The 21,514-nt window shown below is 75.1% G+C and carries 15 protein-coding genes; all 15 read left to right on the forward strand.

The genetic code is table 11. The features are described from left to right. The first annotated feature begins 5 nt into the window (after positions 1-5). A complete protein-coding gene (locus ACI794_RS15960; protein WP_456601917.1) occupies positions 6-1,781 on the forward strand; it encodes an ABC transporter ATP-binding protein in 1,776 nt (591 codons plus the stop codon). Then, entirely contained in the window at positions 1,778-3,613 is a 1,836-nt protein-coding gene (locus tag ACI794_RS15965) for an ABC transporter ATP-binding protein (protein ID WP_456616840.1), read from the forward strand. Before ACI794_RS15960 ends, ACI794_RS15965 begins: the two co-directional genes overlap by 4 nt. A 27-nt stretch (positions 3,614-3,640) precedes the next feature. Further along, positions 3,641-4,063: a hypothetical protein gene (locus tag ACI794_RS15970; protein ID WP_456601919.1), complete on the forward strand. Its 423-nt coding sequence runs from the start codon at positions 3,641-3,643 to the stop codon at positions 4,061-4,063. 93 nt (positions 4,064-4,156) lie between these two features. Further along, entirely contained in the window at positions 4,157-5,827 is a 1,671-nt protein-coding gene (locus ACI794_RS15975; RefSeq protein ID WP_456601920.1) for an FAD-binding dehydrogenase, read from the forward strand. Positions 5,828-5,837: 10 nt separating this feature from the next. Continuing rightward, positions 5,838-6,518: a hypothetical protein gene (locus ACI794_RS15980; RefSeq protein ID WP_456616841.1), complete on the forward strand. Its 681-nt coding sequence runs from the start codon at positions 5,838-5,840 to the stop codon at positions 6,516-6,518. 26 nt (positions 6,519-6,544) lie between these two features. Further along, entirely contained in the window at positions 6,545-6,922 is a 378-nt protein-coding gene (gene hisI, locus ACI794_RS15985; protein ID WP_456601922.1) for a phosphoribosyl-AMP cyclohydrolase, read from the forward strand. After that, positions 6,919-8,448 (forward strand): anthranilate synthase component I, encoded by a 1,530-nt coding sequence (locus ACI794_RS15990; RefSeq protein WP_456601923.1) that lies wholly within the window; start codon positions 6,919-6,921, stop codon positions 8,446-8,448. The genes hisI and ACI794_RS15990 overlap by 4 nt, the downstream gene beginning before the upstream one ends. Next, a complete protein-coding gene (locus ACI794_RS15995; RefSeq protein WP_456616842.1) occupies positions 8,445-9,089 on the forward strand; it encodes a Trp biosynthesis-associated membrane protein in 645 nt (214 codons plus the stop codon). The genes ACI794_RS15990 and ACI794_RS15995 overlap by 4 nt, the downstream gene beginning before the upstream one ends. A 153-nt stretch (positions 9,090-9,242) precedes the next feature. Next, positions 9,243-10,052 carry an indole-3-glycerol phosphate synthase TrpC gene (gene trpC / locus ACI794_RS16000; RefSeq protein ID WP_456601925.1) on the forward strand — a complete coding sequence of 270 codons (810 nt, stop codon included), beginning with the start codon at positions 9,243-9,245 and terminating at the stop codon, positions 10,050-10,052. Positions 10,053-10,207: 155 nt separating this feature from the next. Then, a complete protein-coding gene (locus tag ACI794_RS16005) occupies positions 10,208-11,749 on the forward strand; it encodes a DUF222 domain-containing protein (RefSeq protein WP_456616843.1) in 1,542 nt (513 codons plus the stop codon). Positions 11,750-11,834: 85 nt separating this feature from the next. Continuing rightward, positions 11,835-13,184 (forward strand): tryptophan synthase subunit beta, encoded by a 1,350-nt coding sequence (trpB, locus tag ACI794_RS16010; protein WP_456582580.1) that lies wholly within the window; start codon positions 11,835-11,837, stop codon positions 13,182-13,184. Next, positions 13,181-13,981 (forward strand): tryptophan synthase subunit alpha, encoded by an 801-nt coding sequence (gene trpA, locus ACI794_RS16015; RefSeq protein ID WP_456582579.1) that lies wholly within the window; start codon positions 13,181-13,183, stop codon positions 13,979-13,981. The genes trpB and trpA overlap by 4 nt, the downstream gene beginning before the upstream one ends. Continuing rightward, positions 13,978-14,946, forward strand: coding sequence for a prolipoprotein diacylglyceryl transferase (gene lgt, locus ACI794_RS16020; protein ID WP_456601928.1), 969 nt, complete (start codon positions 13,978-13,980; stop codon positions 14,944-14,946). Before trpA ends, lgt begins: the two co-directional genes overlap by 4 nt. 347 nt (positions 14,947-15,293) lie before the next feature. After that, positions 15,294-19,970, forward strand: a complete 4,677-nt coding sequence (gltB, locus tag ACI794_RS16025) for a glutamate synthase large subunit (protein WP_456601929.1) — start codon at positions 15,294-15,296, stop codon at positions 19,968-19,970. Then, positions 19,963-21,453, forward strand: a complete 1,491-nt coding sequence (locus ACI794_RS16030; RefSeq protein WP_456601930.1) for a glutamate synthase subunit beta — start codon at positions 19,963-19,965, stop codon at positions 21,451-21,453. The genes gltB and ACI794_RS16030 overlap by 8 nt, the downstream gene beginning before the upstream one ends. Positions 21,454-21,514 lie beyond the last annotated feature (61 nt).

A 21,514-nucleotide genomic window follows, 5' to 3' on the forward strand; every position in this document is an offset into this window, starting at 1 on the left:
GCCCCGTGTCCCGCCGCAGAGACGCCGTCGTGCGACGCGGGCTCCGCCACATCCGCCGGGCGGTCCGCGAGCAGCCCCGGATGTTCACCCTGGCCCTCCTGGCCAGCAGCCTCTACGGCGCGATGACCGTCGCCAGCGCGTGGGTGATCGGCGAGATCACCTCCCGCGTGCTGCTGCCCTCCTTCGAGGACGGCGCCACCACCGGCACGGCGCTCGCGCTGGCCTCGGTCGCCATCCTCGGCGTCGCGCTGCTGAAAATCCTGGGCATCCTGGGCCGCCGGCTGTTCGCCGGGATCATGAGCTACCGGCTGCAGGCGGAGTACCGGCGTCGCGTGACCGGCCAGTACCTGCGCCTGCCGCTGTCCTGGCACCAGCGCCACCCCACCGGCCAGCTGCTCAGCAACGCCAACTCCGACGTCGAGTCGGCCTGGTTCTTCGTCGCGCCGCTGCCCTTCGCCTGCGGCGCGCTGGTGATGATCGGGATCACCGTGGTGGCGCTGGTCCTCACCGATCCGCTGCTGGCGCTGGTGGGCCTCGTGGTCTTCCCGCTGGTGTTCGCCGCCAACGTCGTCTACTCGCAGGTCATGAGCCCCCGGATGCAGCGGGCCCAGCAGCTGCGCGCGGAGGTCAGCGAGATCGCCCACGAGAGCTTCGACGCCGCCCTCGTGGTGAAGACCCTCGGCCGCGAGGACACCGAGACCGAGCGCTTCGCCGACCGGGCCGAGCAGCTGCGCGACGGGCTGATCGCCGTCGGCCGGGTGCGCGGGCTGTTCGACCCGCTGATGGAGGCGCTGCCCAGCCTGGGCACGCTCGCCGTCCTGCTCATCGGCGCCGGCCGGGTCGCCGACGGCGCGACCGACGCCGGCGAGCTGGTCTCCATCGCCTACCTGTTCACCCTGCTGGCGCTGCCCATCCGCGCCATCGGCTGGGTGCTGGCCGACCTGCCCCGCGCCCTCGCCGGGTTCGACCGGGTCACCCCCGTCCTGGAGGCGACCGGCGAGACCCCCTACGGGCCGGACGCCGCCGTCGCGGGCGCCGGGGGTGCCGGGGTGGCCCTGCGCGACGTCGCCTTCCGGTTCGACGGGAGCGCCCGGCCCACGTTGAGCGGGGTGACCTTCGACGTGCCGGCCGGCCGGACGGTGGCCGTCGTCGGCCCCACCGGCTCGGGCAAGTCCACGCTCGCCGGCCTGCTGGTGCGCCTGGTCGACCCGGCCGACGGCGGCGTGCTCCTCGACGGGGTCGACCTGCGCCGGCTGCGCGAGGGCGAGGTCAGCGGGCAGGTGGCGTTCGTCGCCCAGAGCGCCTTCCTCTTCGACGACACGGTGCGCGGCAACGTCACCCTCGGCGCCCCCTACGACGACGACGAGGTGTGGGCGGCCCTCCGCGTGGCCGCCGCCGACGACTTCGTGGGCGCGCTGCCCGAGGGGCTGGACACCCGCGTGGGCGAGCGGGGCGCGTCGCTGTCGGGCGGCCAGCGGCAGCGGCTGGCGCTGGCCCGCGCCGTCGTCCGCCGACCCCGCCTGCTGGTCCTCGACGACGCCACCAGCGCCGTCGACCCGGCGGTGGAGGCGCGCATCCTCGACGCGCTCCGCGGCAGCGGGACGCCGACGACCGTCGTCGTGGTCGCCTACCGGCAGGCGACGATCGCGCTGGCCGACGAGGTGGTGTGGCTGGCGGACGGGCGCGCCGTCGCCCGTGGCACCCACCAGCAGCTGCTGGCCGAGGTCCCGGGCTACGAGGCCCTGGTCCGCGCCTACTCGCAGACGGAGGTGCCGGCGTGACCGCCGCTGCCCAGCTCGAGGACCGCGAGCACGAGGGCGCCCTGGCCACGCTGCGGCGGGGCCTGCGCATGATGCCGGAGTTCCGGCGCGGCCTGCCGGTCACCTTCGCCCTCGCGCTGGTCGCCACGGCCGGCCGGGTGGTCGTCCCCATCGCCGTGCAGCAGGTCATCGACCGCGGCCTGGGCTCGCCCGAGGGCCCCGACCTGGACTTCGTCGCGTGGGTGGTGGCGGCCTGCGCGGTCGTCGTCGTGCTCACCGCCGTCGCGGTCTACCGCATGAACGTGCGCCTGTTCCGCACCACCGAGACCGCGCTGGCCGGCCTGCGCGCGCGGGCGTTCCGGCACGTGCACGACCTCTCCGTGCTGCACCAGCAGGGCCAGCGGCGCGGCTCGCTGGTCTCGCGGGTGACCGGCGACGTCGACCAGCTCTCGGTGTTCATGCAGTGGGGCGGCGTGCTCGGGCTGGTCAGCGTGGGCCAGCTCGTCGTCGCCACCGCCGTCATGTTCGTCTACTCCTGGCAGCTCACCCTGCTGGTGCTGGTCTGCTTCATCCCCCTGGTGTTCGCCGTCCGCTGGTTCGCCCAGCGGCTGGTGCAGGTCTACGGCGTGGTCCGCGAGCGGGTCGGCGACGTGCTGGCCGCGGTGGCCGAGTCGGTGGTCGGCGCCCCCACCGTGCGCGCCTACGGGGTCCGGGCCCGCACCGCCGAGCGGCTCGACGCCGCCATCGACCGGCACTACCGCGCGCAGGTCGACGCGCAGAAGGTGACCGCCGCGGTGTTCGTCAGCGGGGAGTTCGTCGCCGCCGTCGCCAACGCCGCCGTCGTGGTCGTCGGCGTGCTGCTCGGGCTCGCCGGCGACATCACCCCGGGCACGCTCGTGGCCTTCCTCTTCCTCGTCACCCTCTTCGTCGCCCCGGTGCAGACCGCCAGCGAGGTGCTCAACGAGGCGCAGAACGCCGTCGCCGGCTTCCGCCGGGTGCTCGACGTGCTCGACACCGAGCCCGACGTCCGCGACCCGGCCGTCTCCGCACCCGGCCGGGTGCGCGAGCTGCCGGCCGGCCCCCTCGGTGTCCGGTTCGAGCACGTCACCTTCCGCTACGCGCCGGGTGCGCGGGCGGCGCTGGACGACGTCGACCTGACCATCGCGCCGCGCACCCGCGTCGCGATCGTGGGCGAGACCGGCTCGGGCAAGACCACCTTCGCCAAGCTCGTCACCCGGCTCATGGACCCGGTCGAGGGGCGGGTGCTGCTCGGCTCCGGCGAGGCCGGCTGGGTGCCGCTGTCCGAGGTCGCCTTCTCCTCGCTGCGCGCGCGGGTGGTGATGGTGCCGCAGGACGGGTTCCTCTTCGACGCCACGGTGGCCGACAACGTCCGCTACGGCCGGCCCGGCATGACCGACGACGACGTCGTCGCCGCGTTCGACGACCTCGGCCTGGCGCCGTGGATCGCCGGCCTGCCGGCGGGCGTGGGGACGGCGGTGGGCCAGCGCGGGGAGTCGCTGTCGGCGGGGGAGCGGCAGCTGGTCGCCGTCGCCCGCGCCTACGTGGCCGACCCCGACCTGCTGGTGCTCGACGAGGCGACCAGCGCCGTCGACCCGGCCACCGAGCAGCGGCTCACCCGCGCGCTGGACACCCTGACCCAGGGCCGGACGACGTTGACCATCGCGCACCGGCTCTCCACCGCGGAGCGGGCCGACGAGGTGCTGGTCGTCGACGCCGGCCGCGTCGTCCAGCGGGGCGCGCACGCCGACCTGGTCGACGCGGACGGACCGTACGCGCGGCTGCACGCGTCGTGGCGTCGCTCGTCGGCGGGGGAGCCGGAACCCGCGCGCTGAGCGGCCGGCGTTGTCTAGCCTGCCGGGATGGGCTCTGCACCGCGGGCGCGCGGGGACACCGGCACCCCCTCCCCGCGGATCCCCGGCATCGCGCTGGCGGCCGCGGCCATCGGGATCGTCGGCGCGATGCCCTCGGTGCTGCTGGCCCTCGTCGTCGTGGGTCTGGAGGGGTGGCAGGCGGTCACCTCCGGGATCTCGTGGACGTGGCTGCTGCTGATCGCCCCGGTGGTGCAGCTGCTCGCCGCGTTCTGGTTGCTGGCCCGGCGTGGCTGGCTGCCGCTGGCGCTGGCCTGGCTGCCGATCGCTCTCTTCATCGGCGCCGTCGCGGTGGTCGGCGCCGACCCTCCCGAGGGCGGCGCGGCGGCCCTCGCGCTGCTCCAGCTCGCCCTCCCGGTCCTCGCCGCGGTGCTGGCCTCCACCCGGCGGGTCCGCCGCTGGACCGCGGGGTGACGGTGCCCCGGCCGGTCCCGGCGGCACCCGGGCGGGCGAGTCGCGCCCGCGCAGGGCGCCGCGCAGCAGCGGCGGCCCGCTAGCGTCACGGTCGTGGACACCGAGAAGGCCGGCATGGAGGCAGACGTCGTCGTGGTGGGGGCAGGCCTGGCCGGCCTCGTCGCCACCGCCGAGCTCGCGGACGCCGGCAAGCGGGTGGTCCTGGTCGACCAGGAGCCCGAGGCGTCCCTCGGCGGTCAGGCCTGGTGGTCCTTCGGTGGACTCTTCCTCGTCGACTCCCCGGAGCAGCGCCGCCTGCGGGTGCGCGACTCCCTCGAGCTCGCCCGCCAGGACTGGTTCGGCACCGCCGGCTTCGACCGCGACAGCGACCACTGGCCCCGCCGGTGGGCCGAGGCCTACCTGCAGTTCGCGGCCGGTGAGAAGCGCGCCTGGCTCAAGGAGCAGGGCATCGGCTTCTTCCCGGTGGTGGGCTGGGCCGAGCGCGGCGGCTACACCGCCACCGGGCACGGCAACTCGGTGCCGCGCTTCCACATCGTCTGGGGCACCGGGCCCGGCATCGTCGCCCCGTTCGAGCGCCGGGTGCGGGCCGCCGTCGACGCCGGCCTGGTGCAGCTGCGGTTCCGCCACCGCGTCTCCGAGCTCGTGGTCGCCGACGGCACCGTGACCGGGGTGCGGGGTGCGGTCCTGGAGCCGAGCGGCGTCGCGCGCGGCGAGGCCAGCTCGCGCACCGAGGTCGGGGAGTTCGAGCTGCGGGCGCAGGCCGTCGTCGTCACCTCCGGCGGCATCGGCGGCAACCACGAGCTGGTCCGGAAGCACTGGCCGGCCCGCCTCGGTCCCGCCCCGCAGCGGCTGCTCTCCGGCGTCCCCGCGCACGTGGACGGGCACATGCAGGAGGCGGCGGTCGCGGCGGGCGCCAGCCTGGTGAACGGCGACCGGATGTGGCACTACACCGAGGGCGTCGTCAACCACTCGCCGGTGTGGGACAAGCACGGCATCCGCATCCTCCCGGGGCCGTCGTCGCTGTGGCTCGACGCCACCGGCCAGCGGCTCCCGGTGCCGCTCTTCCCGGGCTTCGACACCCTCGGGACCCTGGCCCACATCGGGCAGACCGGCCACGAGCACACCTGGTTCGTCGCCACGCACAAGATCGTGGAGAAGGAGTTCGCGCTCTCGGGGTCCGAGCAGAACCCCGACCTCACGGGCAAGGACCTCCGGCTCCTGATGACCCGCGTGAAGGCCGGCGTCTCCGGCCCGGTCCAGGCGTTCCTGGACGAGGGGGAGGACTTCGTCGTCGCCCGCACGCTGCCCGAGCTGGTCGCGGGCATGAACCGCGTCACCGGCGGCACCCCCGAGCTCGACCTCGCCCAGGTCGAGCGGGAGATCGTCGCCCGCGACCGCGAGGTCGGCAACACCTTCACCAAGGACCTGCAGCTCACCGCCATCCGGGGCGCCCGAAACTACCTCGGCGACAAGCTCATCCGGGTCGCGCCGCCGCACCGGCTGCTCGACCCCGATGCCGGGCCGCTCGTCGCGGTGCGGCTCAACCTGCTCACCCGCAAGAGCCTCGGCGGGCTGGAGACCGACCTCTCCGGCCGCGTGCTCCGACCCGGTGGCGAGGTGTTCCCGGGCCTGTACGCGGCCGGTGAGGTGGCCGGCTTCGGCGGGGGTGGCGTGCACGGCTACCGCTCGCTCGAGGGCACGTTCCTCGGTGGCTGCCTCTTCTCGGGCCGGGTCGCGGGGCGCGCGCTCGCGGCCGCGCTGTGACGGGGCAGCGGTGAGCGCACCACGCGACCCCTGGTCGGACCCGGCGACCCCGACCGAGCCGGGGCCGGTCTACACCGGTCCGCCGCCCACACTGCCGCCGCCCTCGCCGTACGGCGCACCGCCGTACGGTGTGCCGTACGGCCACCCCGGCCCGTACGGCTACGGCGGCCCCTGGGGGCCGGCGCCGTTCCCCGGTGGCCCGGTCCCGCCCCGGGCCGGGCGCCGCCCGGGCCAGGTCGTCGGCGCCGCGGTGCTGAGCTTCGTCCAGGCGCTGCTGGTGCTGATCGCCTCGCTGTACGTGTGGTTCTTCGCCTCGCTGGCGCAGATGGCGATCGAGCAGAGCCCGACCGCCGCCCCCACCCAGGCGTACGAGTTCGCCCGCGAGGGAGGCGTGCTCTCGATCGTCCAGGTGGTCTCGGTGGTGCTGCTGGTGACCGCCGGCATCCTCGCGCTGACCCGGCGCACCCGGGTGGCCTGGCTGGCGCTGCTCGCCGCGCACGGCGCCCAGCTGCTGCTCGCCGCCTACTGGTGGGCCGAGCTCACCGACCTGCTCGGCCCGGCCGCGGCCACCCAGGACGTCGGCGGCGTGGTGGCGGCGTTCAGCCTGTTCTTCGCCGCGGCCCCGCTGGTCGCCCTCGGGCTGGTGCTGTTCGGCGGCGGTCGCAGCTGGTTCACCGCCCCGCAGGGTTGAGGCGCCCGCACGGCACACTGGGCGGCATGCCCGCGACCGACCCCTCCGTCCCTGCGCCGGCCCCCGAGGTCGCCGCCCTGCTGCGCCGCGACCCTGCCGGCCTGGTCGCCGCCGTCGTCCAGCAGCACGACACCCGCGAGGTGCTCATGGTGGCCTGGATGGACGACGAGGCCGTGCAGCGCACGCTGACCACCGGGCGGGCCACCTACTGGTCGCGCAGCCGGCAGGAGTACTGGGTCAAGGGGGAGACCTCCGGGCACCGCCAGTGGGTACGGGAGGTCCGGCTCGACTGCGACGGCGACGCGCTGCTGCTGCTCGTCGACCAGGAGGGCGCCGCCTGCCACACCGGCGAGCGCAGCTGCTTCCACCGGGTGCTGCCCGCCGCGCAGGGGGTCGCGCCGTGAGGTTCGGGGTCACCGCGCCCTCGCGCGCGGAGTTCGCGGCGATCGGCGGGGTGGGTGGGCCAGGCATCGTGCCGGTCACCCGCCGCCTGCTGGCCGACGGCGAGACCGCGGTCGGCGTCTACCGCAAGCTCGCCGGCAACCGCCCGGGCACGGTGCTGCTCGAGTCGGCCGAGCAGGGCAAGCGGTGGGCCCGCTACAGCTTCGTCGGCGTCCGCAGCGCCGGCGTCCTGACCGAGCACGACGGGCGCACCCAGTGGCTCGGTGACCACGTGCCCGGGCTCACCGACGACCTCCCCGAGGACCCGCTGGAGGCGGTGCGGGTGCTCGCTCGGCGGCTGCGCTCGCCCCGCGGCGCGGGTCTGCCCCCGCTCACCGGCGGGCTCGTGGGCTACCTCGGCTACGACGTCGTCCGCCGGCTGGAGCGGCTGCCCAGCACGAGCACCGACGACCTCGGCATGCCGGAGCTGGCGATGATGCTGGTCACCGACCTGGCCGTGCTCGACCACAGCGACGGGTCGGTGCTGCTCATCGCCAACGCCCTGCCCGGGCGGGGGGCCGGCTCGGCGGACGCCGCCTACGACGACGCCGTCGCCCGCCTGGACGCCATGGCCGCCGCGCTGGTCCGGCCGGCGCCGTCGGCGGTGGCCGTCTTCGAGCCCGCCGACGTCCCGGCGTCGGTGCGCAGCAACCTGGCGCCCGGCGTCTTCCGGGACGGCGTCGAGGAGGTGCGCGAGCACATCCGCGCCGGCGACGCCTTCCAGGTGGTGCTGGCGCAGCGGTTCGAGCTCGTGACCGACGTCGCCGCGCTCGACCTCTACCGCGTGCTGCGGGCGACCAACCCGTCGCCGTACATGTACCTGCTCCGGTTCGCCGGCCGGGAGAGCCCGTTCGACATCGTGGGCTCGTCCCCGGAGGCTCTGGTGACCGTGTCCGGCAGGTCGGCCGTCGTCCACCCGCCGGCCGGCACCCGCCCCCGCGGGGCGACGCCTGAGGAGGACGTGCGCCTCGCCGAGGGGCTGCTGGCCGACCCCAAGGAGCGCGCCGAGCACGTCATGCTCGTCGACCTCGCCCGCAACGACCTGGGCCGGGTCTGCGTCCCGGGCAGCGTCGAGGTCCCCGACTTCATGCGGGTCGAGCACTACAGCCACGTGATGCACCTGGTCTCGACCGTCGCCGGCGAGGTGCGGCCGGGGTGCGACGCCCTCGACGTCTTCGACGCCACGTTCCCCGCCGGCACCGTCTCCGGCGCGCCGAAGCCCAGCGCCATGACGATCATCGAGTCGCTGGAGCCGACCCGGCGCGCGCTGTACGCGGGCACCGTCGGCTACGTCGACGCCAGCGGGGACATGGACATGGCGATCGCCATCCGCACCGCGGTCCTGCACCAGGGGCGCGCCTACGTGCAGGCCGGCGCGGGGATCGTGGCCGACAGCGACGCCGCCAGCGAGGAGGCCGAGACCCGGCACAAGGCGCGCGCGGTGCTCGCGGCGATCGCGACGGCGGAGAGGCTGCGGGAGCTGGCGTGAGCGGCGCGACGGGCGGCGGCCGGTCCGGCGGGGCGCGGCGCGAGCTGACGGCTGCCGTCGTCGCCGCCGCTGCCGCCGGGGCGCTGGCGCTGTCGGCCGCGAGCCAGCGCTGGGCAGAGGTGACCGCCGAGCGCCGGCCGCCCCTGCCGCCGGTGTCCGGGACGCTCACCGGCGGCGCCGCGGCACCGCTGGTGACCGCCGCCGGGCTGGTGCTGCTGGCCGCCGCCGTCGCGCTGCTGGCCGTGCGGGGCGCCGGCCGGCTGGCCGTGGGGCTGCTGGTCGCCGCCTGCGGTGGCGCCGTGGCCTGGTCCGGTGCCCGGGTCCTGGCCGGGGGAGTGGCCGACGCCGCCGCCGACCTGCCGGGCGTGAGCGGCACCAGCGTCACCGCGACGACGGTCGAGGTCGCCGCGGTCTGGCCCGGGCTCGCCGTCGTCGCCGGCGTGCTGGCGGCCCTCGCCGGGGTGCTCACCGTCCTGCGCGGGGCGTCCTGGCCGGCGATGGGGCAGCGCTACGAGCGCGACGCCGGGCCGGCGCGGGCGCGGTCGGACGAGGACCGCGCGGACGACGCCTGGAAGGCCCTGGACCGCGGGGAGGACCCGACCGAGCCCCCGCCGGCGCCGCGGTCCGACCGCACGGCGTAGCGGAACGGGTCAGGGCCGCCTCGGCCGCCCCCGGGCCGGGGGGCGTCCGGCCCGCCTCTAGAGTGGGCCCACCCATCCGCCCGGGATCGACGTACGAGGAGCAGTGGCGCAGATGAACGACCACGGGACCTCGGCCGAGGCTGCGACCACGCCGTGAACGTGCTCGACGAGATCATCGAGGGAGTCCGCGCCGACCTCGCCGTCCGCGAGGCCGCGACGCCGCTGGACGAGGTGAAGGCCGCCGCGCAGGCGGCCCGGCCGGCGCGCGACGCGCTGGCGGCCCTGCGCGCGCCCGGCGTCGGCGTGATCGCCGAGGTCAAGCGGCGCAGCCCCTCCAAGGGCGACCTGGCCGACATCGCCGACCCGGCCTCCCTGGCGCAGCAGTACGCCGCCGGGGGCGCCCGCGTCATCTCGGTGCTCACCGAGGGGCGGCGCTTCGGGGGGTCGCACGCCGACCTCGCCGCCGTCCGCGCCGTCGTGGACGTCCCGGTGCTGTGCAAGGACTTCATCGTCAGCAGCTACCAGGTGCACGAGGCCCGCGCGCACGGCGCCGACGTCGTCCTGCTGATCGTGGCGGCGCTGGAGCAGAACGTGCTGGTCGGCCTGCTCGAGCGGGTCGAGTCCCTGGGCATGACGGCGCTGGTCGAGGTGCACACGGAGGCCGAGGCCGACCGCGCGATGGCGGCCGGCGCCTCGGTGATCGGGGTCAACGCCCGCGACCTGACCACGCTGCAGGTCGACCGGTCCACCTTCGAGCGGATCGCCCCCGGGCTGCCGTCGGAGGTCGTGAAGGTCGCCGAGTCCGGCGTCCGTGGCCCGCACGACCTGATCAGCTACGCCGCCGCCGGGGCCGACGCCGTGCTCGTGGGCGAGGGTCTGGTCACCGCCGGCGACGCCCGCCAGGCGGTCGCCGACCTGGTGACGGCGGGCAGCCACCCCGCCACCCCGCGCACCACCCGCTGAGGGACTGCGGTCCCGGCCGCTCGACCCGGTCCGACGCGGTGAGCCCCCGGCGCCGCCGCCGGTCCAGGCTCTGACCTGCGGGAAGTGTCCTACCCCCGGCCTAGCCTGCGGTTGTGTCGGTGGTCGGGTTCGCGGTCGGGGTGACGGTTGGGCCGGTGTCCGAGCCGCCCTCGCCCTGGGAGCTGAAGGATCCCGATCCTCAGCGGTGGGACGAGCCGCTGTCGGCGTGGCTGCCGGCCCGCCGGTCGGCGGGCGAGGTGGCGGATCTGCTGGGGCAGATCGTGGCCGCGGAGGCGCGGCTGGCGGCGTTGCGGGTGGAGCTGGTGATGGACCTCGCCGCCGCCCCCCCGACCCCGGTCGATCCGCTGCCCGGCGGGGAGCGGGCCGGAACGGTGGGGCCGGCGGGGGTGAGTGAGTTCGTGCCCGATGAGCTGGCGGCGGTGCACAACGGCAGCCGGGCGGCGGCGGTGACCCTGCTGGAGCACGCCGGGGTGCTCACCACCGGGCTGCCGGCCACCTTCGCCCGGCTGCGGCTGGGCCAGCTGGACTGGCCCCGTGCCCGGGCGATCGCCGCGGAGGTCGCCGCCACCGGGGCCGGCACCGATCCGGCGGTGATCGCCGCGGCGGAGGCCGCGGTGCTGCCCGGCGCCACCGGGCTGGGGCTGGGCCGGCTGCGCGAAGCCATGCGGGCGGAGCTGGTGGCCCGCGACGCCGCCGCGGCCGACCGGCGCCGGGAAGCGCGCCGGCGCGGCGCGGATGTGCCGGTGCGGCCGGTCGGGGACGGGATGGGCGAGCTGCGCGCCCTGCTCCCGCATCCCGACGCCCGCGCCTGCCGGGCGGCGGTGGACGGCCACGCCCGGGCGGCGAAGGCGGCCGGGGATGACCGGCCGGTCGGCATGCTGCGCGCCGGTGCGCTGGCCGATCTGCTGCTCCGGCCGTGGCAGGACCAGCCCGCGGTGACCGCGCAGCTGACCGTGGTCGCCCCGCTGGGCGCGCTCACCCCGGCCGGTTTCCTGGCCGCCGGGAACCCGCTACCGGCCGCCTTCACCGCAGCCGGCACCCAGGCCGGGGTTCCTGCGCCGATCGGGGAGGTCGACGGGGAGCCGATCACCGCCGCCCACCTGCGCGAACTGCTCGCCCAGCTGGACGCCTGCGCCCTGCAGGCACCCCCGGGTGGCGGCCTGGACATCGCCATCACCGACGACACCGGAAAGCTGCGGGCGGTCACCGGCCGCGGCCAGCTGGCCCGGCTGGCGGCCAGCGGCTGCCCCGAGCACCCCGACGCCGCCTGCGGGTGCCCGCTGCTGGGCCCGCCGCCGGCGGTGGCCCGCTACCGCCCGACCGCGGCCCAGCAGCGGTTCCTGCGGGTCCGCGACCGCACCTGCCGCCACCCCGGCTGCACCGTGCCCGCCGGCTGGGCCGACCTGGACCACGTCCTCGCCCACGCCGACGGCGGCCAGACCGCCTGCGAGAACTTGTGCTGCCTGTGCCGCCGCCACCACCGGCTCAAGACCTTCGCCCCCGGCTGGACCCACACCCTGGACGACGACGGCGTGCTCACCGTCACCACCCCCAGCGGGGTCACCGGGACAAGCCGACCACCCGGCTACCGCGTCCTCACCCAGCCACCCGGACCACCACCGGACCCGGACCCGGACGAGGAGCTCGAGCCGGACGACGACCCGCCACCCTTCTGACCGCACGCGGCTGCGCTGGTCCGATCCGGTGATGTCGCGTGCACCCCTGCGGCGCTCGCGGCGCCCGGCGCGGGACACTGTGCGCATGACGACGACCAGCCCACCGCAGACCGGAGACCTCTCGCTCCCGGCGCGACCGGGCTGGCCCGACGCCACCGGGCACTTCGGGGTGTTCGGCGGCCGCTTCGTCCCGGAGGCGCTGATCGCCGCGCTCGACGAGCTGACCGAGGCCTACGAGGCCATGCGGGTCGACCCGGCCTTCCTGACCGAGTTCGCCCGCCTGCAGCGCGACTACACCGGTCGGCCGAGCCCGGTCACCGAGGTGCCGAAGTTCGCCGCCCACGCCGGCGGGGCGCGGATCCTGCTCAAGCGCGAGGACCTCAACCACACCGGCTCGCACAAGATCAACAACGTGCTGGGCCAGGCGCTGCTCACGAAGCGGATCGGCAAGACCCGCGTCATCGCCGAGACCGGCGCCGGCCAGCACGGCGTCGCGACGGCGACCGCGGCCGCGCTCATGGGGCTGTCCTGCACCGTCTACATGGGCGAGGAGGACACCCGGCGCCAGGCGCTCAACGTCGCCCGCATGCGGCTGCTCGGCGCCGAGGTGATCCCGGTGACCACCGGCTCGCGCACCCTCAAGGACGCGATCAACGAGGCCTTCCGCGACTGGGTGACCAACGTGGAGACGACCAACTACGTCTTCGGCACCGTCGCCGGCCCGCACCCGTTCCCCGCGATGGTCCGGGACTTCCAGCGGGTCATCGGCGACGAGGCCCGCGCCCAGGTGCTCGAGCGGGAGGGGCGGCTGCCCGACGCCGTCCTCGCCTGCGTCGGCGGCGGCTCGAACGCGATCGGCATATTCACCGCCTTCGTGCCCGACGAGGGCGTGCGGCTGGTCGGCCTGGAGGCGGGCGGCGACGGCGTCGGCACCGGCCGGCACGCGGCGACGATCACCGGGGGGACCCCGGGCGTGCTGCACGGCGCCCGCTCGTTCCTCCTCCAGGACGAGAACGGCCAGACCGTGGAGTCCCACTCCATCAGCGCCGGCCTGGACTACCCGGGCGTCGGCCCGGAGCACTCCTACCTGCACCACATCGGGCGGGCCGAGTACCGGCCGGTCACCGACGCCGAGGCCATGGAGGCGTTCGCTCTCCTCTGCCGGACCGAGGGCATCATCCCGGCGATCGAGTCCGCCCACGCCCTCGCCGGCGCGCTCGTGCTCGGCAAGGAGCTCGGGCCGGACACGCTGCTCCTGGTGAACCTCTCCGGGCGGGGCGACAAGGACGTCGAGACGGCGTCGCGCTGGTTCGGGCTGGGCGACCGTCAGGAGGTCGACCCGGGCCCGGGTCTGGACACCGACCAGCGGCCCACCGAGGGTGCGGTCAGCAACGCCGAGGCCGTCGCCGGCCAGGACGCGGGGGAGACGGCGTGAGCGCGCTGCAGGAACGGATCGACGCGGCGAAGGCTGAGGGCCGCGCCGCCCTGATCGCCTACCTCCCGGTCGGCTACCCGGACGTCGAGGGCTCGATCGAGGCCATGGTGGCGGCGGTCGAGGCCGGTGCCGACGTCGTCGAGATCGGCGTCCCCTACAGCGACCCCGGCATGGACGGTCCGGTGATCCAGGAGGCCGTGGAGGTCGCCGTGCGCGCCGGGGTCGGCATGCCGGACGTCCTCCGCGCCGTGGCGGCCGTCGCCGCCGCGGGCGCCGTCCCGGTCGTGATGAGCTACTGGAACCCGATCGAGCGCTACGGCGTCGCCCGGTTCGCCGCGGACCTGGCCGCGGCCGGGGGAGCGGGCGCCATCACGCCCGACCTGATCCCCGACGAGGCCGGGGAGTGGCTGGCCGGGGCGGAGGAGCACGGCCTGGACCGGGTGTTCCTCGTCGCGCCGTCGTCGACCGACGCGCGCCTTCGCTCGACCACCGCCGCCTGTCGCGGGTTCGTCTACGCCGCGTCCACGATGGGGGTCACCGGCACGCGGGCCACGGTGGGCGACGCCGCCGAGAAGCTCGTGGCCCGCACCCGGGAGGCCGCGCCCGGCCTGCCGGTCTGCGTCGGCCTGGGCGTCTCGGACGGCGGCCAGGCGGCCGAGGTCGCCGCGTTCGCCGACGGCGTCATCGTGGGCTCCGCCTACGTCCGCGAGCTGCTGGAGGGCCGGGGGGTGGAGGGCGTCCGCGCGCTCACCCGGGACCTCGCCGCCGGTGTCCGCCGGGCGGGGGTGCCGGCGTGACGGTGCTCGCCGCCATCCCGAGCCCCACCCAGGGCGTCTGGGAGCTCGGGCCGCTGCCGATCCGGGCCTACGCGCTGTGCATCGTCGCCGGCATCGTCGCGGCCGTCCTGATCACCGAGCGGCGCTGGGTCGCTCGCGGCGGAGCGCCCGGGGACGTGCTGGACATCGCCGTGTGGGCGGTGCCTTTCGGCATCGTCGGCGGGCGCATCTACCACGTGATCTCCAGTCCGCGGCCGTACTTCGGCGCGGACGGCGACCCGCTGCGGGCCTTCGCCATCTGGGAGGGCGGCCTCGGCATCTGGGGCGCCATCGCGCTCGGCGGCGTGGGGGCCTGGATCGCCTGCCGGCGGCGTGGCATCCCGCTGCCCGCGTTCGCCGACGCCCTGGCGCCGGGGCTCCTGGTGGCGCAGGCGATCGGCCGGCTGGGCAACTGGTTCAACAACGAGCTCTACGGCGGCCCCACCGACCTGCCCTGGGCGCTCACGATCTACGAGTGGAGCGGGGGCCGGGCGGTCACCGGCGCCGACGGCGAACCGGTGGTGCTCGGCACCTTCCACCCCACGTTCCTCTACGAGCTGCTGTGGAACCTCGCCGCGGCGGTGCTGGTCGTCTGGGCCGACCGCCGCTTCCGCCTCGGGCACGGCCGGGCGTTCGCGCTCTACGTGGCCTCCTACTGCGCCGGCCGGCTCTGGATCGAGCTCCTGCGCACCGACCCGGCCGAGACCTTCTTCGGCGTCCGGGTCAACGTCTTCACCTCGATCGTCGTCGGGCTGCTGGCGGTGACCTACTTCGTCTGGCAGCGCGGCCGCCCTCGCGAGGTCATCGACCGCGGCGACGCGGCCACCTCCGGCGAGCCGGCCGCGCCGGGGTCCCCGGCACCCACCGAGGCGTCGGCCGGGCCCTCCTCCGGGGCGACGGCGGCCGCGGCGCGTGAGGACGATCACCGGCCGTCGTCCGGGAGCTGACCGGGGGCTCGCCGGGCGGCCCGCGCCTGAGCGTGTGCACCGTCACGGATCGGCTTCAGCCGTGTCAGGACGGCGTTACGGCTGTGTACGCTTCCGCCTGACCCACCCAGCGATCCTGGCGCGGGTCGTAGTGTCGGACCGGGCCAGCGCTGCCCCGCGGACGACGGCTCGCCGGCACCAACCGGTGGGCTCGCGCGCGTCAGCCGGTCGGGGCCACCTGTGCCCGCCCGGTACCCCGCGATCCGCACGTGCCGCCATCTCCGCCGCCCTTGACCTCCGGCCCGGGCCCCCGCCCCCGTCCCGCCCTCGCCCCCGAGGGACGACGGTGCGCCGACGACGGGAGTGACATGACCGACCTTCCCGCCCCCGCCACCGCGGCAGCCACCACCACCGCCGTGCCGCCGGCCGTGCCGTTCTCGGCCGTGCCCGCGCCGTCGGGCCTGTACGACCCGGCCAACGACAAGGACGCCTGCGGCGTCGCCTTCGTCGCCGACGCCCGCGGCCGCCGCAGCCGCCGCATCGTCCAGGCCGGCCTCACCGCGCTGCACAACCTGGACCACCGCGGCGCCGCCGGGTCCGAGCCGAACTCCGGCGACGGCGCCGGCATCCTCACCCAGATCCCCGACGCGCTGCTGCGCGCCGAGGTCGACTTCGACCTGCCCCCGCTGGGCGAGTACTCCGTCGGCATCGCGTTCCTGCCGACCGACGAGGCCGAGCGCGCCGCCCGCCACGAGGACGTCGCCCGCCTGGCCGAGGAGGAGGGGCTCACCGTCCTGGGCTGGCGCGACGTGCCGGTCGACCCCGACGGCGCCGACCTCGGCCCCACGGCGCGGGCGGTCATGCCGCACTTCGCGCAGGTCTTCGTCGCCGAGACCATGGGCGGTCGGGCCGACGAGAAGGCCTTCGGCGGGAACGTCGTCTGCAACGGCGTGACCCGGCTGGAGCGCCGCTCGTTCGTGCTGCGCAAGCGCGCCGAGCGGGCCGCGGTGGACGCGGGCAGCTCGTTGTACATCACCTCGCTGTCGTCGCGGACCATCACCTACAAGGGCATGCTGACCACCGACCAGCTGCCGCTCTTCTTCCCCGACCTGCGCGACGAGCGCTACGAGTCGGCGATCGCGCTGGTGCACAGCCGCTTCTCGACCAACACCTTCCCGAGCTGGCCGCTGGCGCACCCGTTCCGCTTCATCGCCCACAACGGCGAGATCAACACCATCAAGGGCAACCGCAACCGCATGCGGGCGCGCGAGGCCAAGCTCGACACCCAGCTCTTCGACGGCCCGGCCGGCCCCGCCTCCGAGCTCGGGCTGGACCGGATCTTCCCGGTCACCGCGAGCGACTTCAGCGACTCGGCCACCTTCGACGAGGTGCTCGAGCTGCTGCACCTGTCGGGCCGCTCGCTGCCGCACGCGGTGCTGATGATGATCCCGGAGGCGTGGGAGAACCACGACGAGATGGACCCGGCCCGCCGGGCCTTCTACCGGTTCCACTCCTCGATCATGGAGCCCTGGGACGGCCCCGCGGCCGTCTGCTTCACCGACGGCACGCTCATCGGCGCGGTCCTGGACCGCAACGGGCTGCGCCCGGGCCGCTGGTGGCACACCCGGGACGACCTGGTCGTCATGGCCAGCGAGGTCGGCGTGCTCGACATCCCGGCCGCCGACGTCGTCGCCAAGGGTCGGCTGCAGCCGGGTCGGATGTTCCTCGTCGACACCGCCTCCGGGCGGATCGTCTCCGACGAGGAGGTCAAGGGCGCCCTGGCCACGGAGCACCCCTACGAGGACTGGCTGCACGCCGGCCTGGTGCACCTGCCGCAGCTGCCCGAGCGCCGCCGCTCGCGTCCCAGCCACGAGTCCGTCGTCCGCCGGCAGATGCTCTTCGGCTACACCGAGGAGGACCTGCGCATGCTGGTCACCCCGATGGCCGCCAGCGGCGCCGAGCCGATCGGCTCCATGGGCACCGACACCCCGATCGCGGCGCTGTCGGATCGCTCCCGGCTGCTCTACGACTACTTCGGGCAGCTGTTCGCCCAGGTGACCAACCCGCCGCTGGACGCCATCCGCGAGGAGCTGGTGACCAGCCTGGGCCGCACCTTCGGCCCGGAGCAGAACCTGCTGACCGCCACGCCGGCGTCCTGCCGGCAGGTGCACCTGCCGTTCCCGGTCATCGACAACGACGAGCTGGCCAAGATCCTGCACATCGACGACGACGGCGACCTGCCCGGTTACGCCGCCGTCCGGATCACCGGCCACTTCGACGTCAACGGCGGCGGCACCGCCCTGGCCGAGGCCGTCGAGCAGCTGCGGACCAAGGTCTCGAAGGCGATCTCGGCCGGCGCCCGGATCATCGTGCTCTCCGACCGCGACTGCGACGAGAAGCGCGCGCCGATCCCGTCGCTGCTGATGACCGCGGCGGTGCACCACCACCTGGTGCGGGAGAAGACCCGCATGGAGGTCGGGCTCGTCGTCGAGTCCGGCGACTGCCGCGAGGTCCACCACGTCGCCCTGCTGCTGGGCTACGGCGCCGCGGCGGTCAACCCGTACCTGGCGTTCGAGTCCATCGAGGACCTGATCCGCGACGGCGCCCTGACCGGCGTGGAGCCGGCGCAGGCCGTCCGCAACATGGTCAAGGCGCTGGGCAAGGGCGTCCTCAAGGTCATGAGCAAGATGGGCATCAGCACCGTCGGCTCGTACACGATGGCGCAGATCTTCGAGGCGGTCGGCCTCTCCCAGGAGCTCGTCGACGAGTACTTCACCGGCACCTCCTGCCCGCTGGGCGGCGTCGGCATCGACGTGCTCGCCGAGGAGGTGGCCATGCGCCACCGCCGCGCCTACCCGGAGAACCCGACGGAGCGGGCGCACCGCCGGCTGGAGACCGGCGGGGAGTACCAGTGGCGCCGCGAGGGCGAGGTGCACCTCTTCAGCCCCGAGACGGTGTTCCTGCTCCAGCACGCCACCCGGGCCCGGCAGTACGACGTCTTCGAGAAGTACACGCAGACGGTCGACAAGATGTCCGAGGAGGCCGCGACCCTGCGCGGGCTCTTCACGCTGAAGACGGGCGTGCGGCCGCCCGTGCCGCTCGACGAGGTCGAGCCGGTCAGCGAGATCGTCAAGCGCTTCAACACCGGTGCGATGAGCTACGGCTCGATCTCGCAGGAGGCGCACGAGACCCTCGCCATCGCGATGAACCGCCTGGGCGGGCGGTCGAACACCGGTGAGGGCGGCGAGGACCCCGACCGGTTCACCGCCGACCCGAACGGGGACCTGCGCCGCTCGGCGATCAAGCAGGTGGCGTCCGGCCGCTTCGGCGTCACCAGCGAGTACCTGGTCAACGCCGACGACATCCAGATCAAGATGGCGCAGGGCGCCAAGCCCGGCGAGGGCGGGCAGCTCCCCGGCGGCAAGGTGTACCCGTGGGTGGCGCGCACCCGGCACTCGACGCCGGGCGTGGGCCTGATCAGCCCGCCGCCGCACCACGACATCTACTCGATCGAGGACCTCAAGCAGCTCATCCACGACCTGAAGAACGCCAACGACGCGGCGAGGATCCACGTCAAGCTGGTCGCCGAGGTCGGCGTCGGGACGGTCGCGGCCGGGGTGAGCAAGGCGCACGCCGACGTCGTCCTGATCTCCGGGATGGACGGCGGCACGGGTGCGGCGCCTCTCACGTCGCTCAAGCACGCCGGCTCCCCCTGGGAGCTGGGGCTCGCCGAGACCCAGCAGACGCTCCTCGCCAACGGTCTGCGCGATCGGATCGTGGTGCAGGTCGACGGCCAGATGAAGACCGGCCGCGACGTCGTCGTGGCGGCGCTGCTCGGCGCCGAGGAGTTCGGCTTCGCCACCGCGCCGCTGGTCGTCTCCGGCTGCGTGATGATGCGGGTCTGCCACCTCGACACCTGCCCGGTGGGCGTGGCCACGCAGAACCCGGAGCTGCGCAAGCGCTTCACCGGCCGGCCGGAGTTCGTCGTCACCTTCTTCGAGTTCCTCGCCGAGCAGGTGCGGCACTACCTGGCCGAGCTGGGTTTCCGGTCCATCGACGAGGCCGTCGGCCACGCCGAGCTGCTCGACACCCGCCAGGCCGTCGACCACTGGAAGGCGCAGGGTCTGGACCTCTCGCCGGTCCTCGTCGTCCCGGAGCTGCCCGAGGGCACCCCGCGGCGCGCGGTCCGCGGTCAGGACCACGGCCTGGACGTCGCCCTGGACCAGACGCTGATCCAGCTGTGCGAGGGGGCGCTGCTCGACGCGCGGCCGGTCAGCCTCGAGCTGCCGGTGCGCAACGTCAACCGGACCGTCGGCACGATGCTGGGCTCGATGGTCACCCGCCGCTTCGGGGGCGAGGGGCTGCCCGACGGCACGATCGACCTCACCTTCGGGGGGTCGGCCGGCCAGTCCTTCGGCGCCTTCCTGCCCCGGGGCATCACCATGCGGCTCTTCGGCGACGCCAACGACTACGTCGGCAAGGGCCTGTCGGGCGGGCGGATCATCGTGCGGCCCTCCCGGGAGGCGCCGTTCCTCGCCGAGGACAACGTCATCGCCGGCAACGTCATCGGCTACGGCGCGACCAGCGGGGAGATCTTCCTGCGCGGCCGGGTCGGCGAGCGTTTCTGCGTGCGCAACTCCGGCGCGCTGGCGGTCGTCGAGGGCGTCGGTGACCACGCGCTGGAGTACATGACCGGCGGGCGCGCGGTGATCCTCGGCGCCACCGGCCGCAACATCGCGGCCGGCATGTCGGGTGGGATCGGCTACGTGCTCGACCTCGCGCGGCACCGGGTGAACCCCGAGATGGTGGACGTCGAGCCGCTGGACGTCGAGTCGGCGCAGTGGCTGCGCGACGTGCTCGTGCGCTACGCCGCCGACACGGAGTCCAGCGTGGCCGCCGCGCTGCTGGCCGACTGGGGTCGCTGGTCGGAGCGGTTCAGCGTGATCATGCCGCGCGACTACCGGCGGGCGCTGGAGGCCCGGCGCGCCGCCGAGGCCGCCGGCACCGACGTGGATCGAGCAGTGATGGAGGCAGCACGTGGCTGACCAGACCGGTTTCCTCAAGTACGAGCGCGCGCTGCCGCCGCGCCGGCCCGTGGAGGTCCGCCTCCTGGACTGGAAGGACGTCTACAGCCGGCGGGAGAACGGGGAGGACCCGCTCTTCCCGACGGCCGAGGTGCGCACCCAGGCGGCCCGCTGCATGGACTGCGGCATCCCCTTCTGCCACCACGCGTGCCCGGTGGCGAACCTGATCCCGGAGTGGAACGACCTGGCCCGCCGCGACGACTGGCAGGACGCCATCGAGCGGCTGCACGCGACCAACAACTTCCCGGAGTTCACCGGGAAGCTCTGCCCGGCGCCGTGCGAGGGCTCCTGCGTGCTGAACCTGCAGGAGTCGCCGGTCACCATCAAGCAGATCGAGTGGGAGATCATCGACCGCGCCTGGGACGAGGGCTGGGTCAGCCCCCAGACCCCGGCCGAGCGCACCGGCAAGAAGGTCGCCGTCGTCGGCTCCGGCCCCGCCGGGCTCGCCGCCGCCCAGCAGCTCACCCGGGCCGGGCACGATGTCACCGTCTACGAGCGGGCGGACCGCATCGGCGGCCTGCTCCGGTACGGCATCCCCGAGTTCAAGATGGAGAAGTCCGTCCTGGACCGGCGGCTGGACCAGATGCGCGCCGAGGGCACCCGGTTCGTCACCGGGGTCGACGTGGGCAGCGGCCGGGACGGCGACGTGACCGTCGAGCAGCTGCGGGGCGACTTCGACGCCGTCGTGCTCGCCGGCGGCGCGACCATCGGCCGCGACCTGCCCGCGCCCGGCCGGGAGCTGGCCGGCATCCACCTGGCCATGGAGTACCTGCCCTACGGCAATCGGCAGGCGCTCGGCGAGCTCGACGACCCGCCGATCAACGCGCACGGGAAGCACGTCGTGATCATCGGCGGTGGCGACACCGGCGCCGACTGCCTCGGCACCGCGCACCGGCAGGGCGCCGCCTCGGTCACCCAGCTCGAGATCATGCCGGCGCCCCCGGACCGGCGGGACCAGGCCAGCAACCCGTGGCCGACCTACCCGATGATCATGCGCGTCTCCAGCGCCCACGAGGAGGGCGGCGAGCGGCTCTACTCGGTCAACACCGAGCGCTTCGTCGGCGACGACTCCGGTCACGTGCGCGCCCTGCTGCTGCACGAGGTGGAGCGGGTCGACGGCCGGTTCCAGAAGATCGAGGGGACCGAGCGCGAGCTCCCCGCCGACCTGGTCTTCCTGGCCATGGGCTTCACCGGGGCCCAGCGGGAGGGGCTGGTCGACTCCCTCGGCGTGGAGGTCGACGGCCGCGGCAACGTGGTCCGCGACGACGAGTTCATGTCGACCGTCCCCGGCGTCTTCGTCGCCGGTGACATGGGGCGCGGCCAGTCGCTGATCGTCTGGGCCATCGCCGAGGGCCGGGCCGCGGCGGCCGGCGTCGACACCTGGCTGACGGGGGAGTCCGCGCTGCCCCGGCCGGTCACCCCCACCGCGGTCGCCCTGAGGTAGCCGAGACGCCGTCCTGCCACCGAGCACGCCCGAGGTGGACCGGTCGCGGGGCCCGGAGGGT

The organism is Blastococcus sp. SYSU DS0541 (genome assembly GCF_054050875.1).

Excerpts from the sequence above, each read along its gene's own strand:
- trpB (WP_456582580.1), top strand. The coding sequence starts at position 11,835 with ATGACGACGACCAGCCCACCGCAGACCGGAGACCTCTCGCTCCCGGCG.
- hisI (WP_456601922.1), top strand. The coding sequence starts at position 6,545 with ATGCCCGCGACCGACCCCTCCGTCCCTGCGCCGGCCCCCGAGGTCGCC.
- gltB (WP_456601929.1), top strand. The coding sequence starts at position 15,294 with ATGACCGACCTTCCCGCCCCCGCCACCGCGGCAGCCACCACCACCGCC.
- ACI794_RS15970 (WP_456601919.1), top strand. The coding sequence starts at position 3,641 with ATGGGCTCTGCACCGCGGGCGCGCGGGGACACCGGCACCCCCTCCCCG.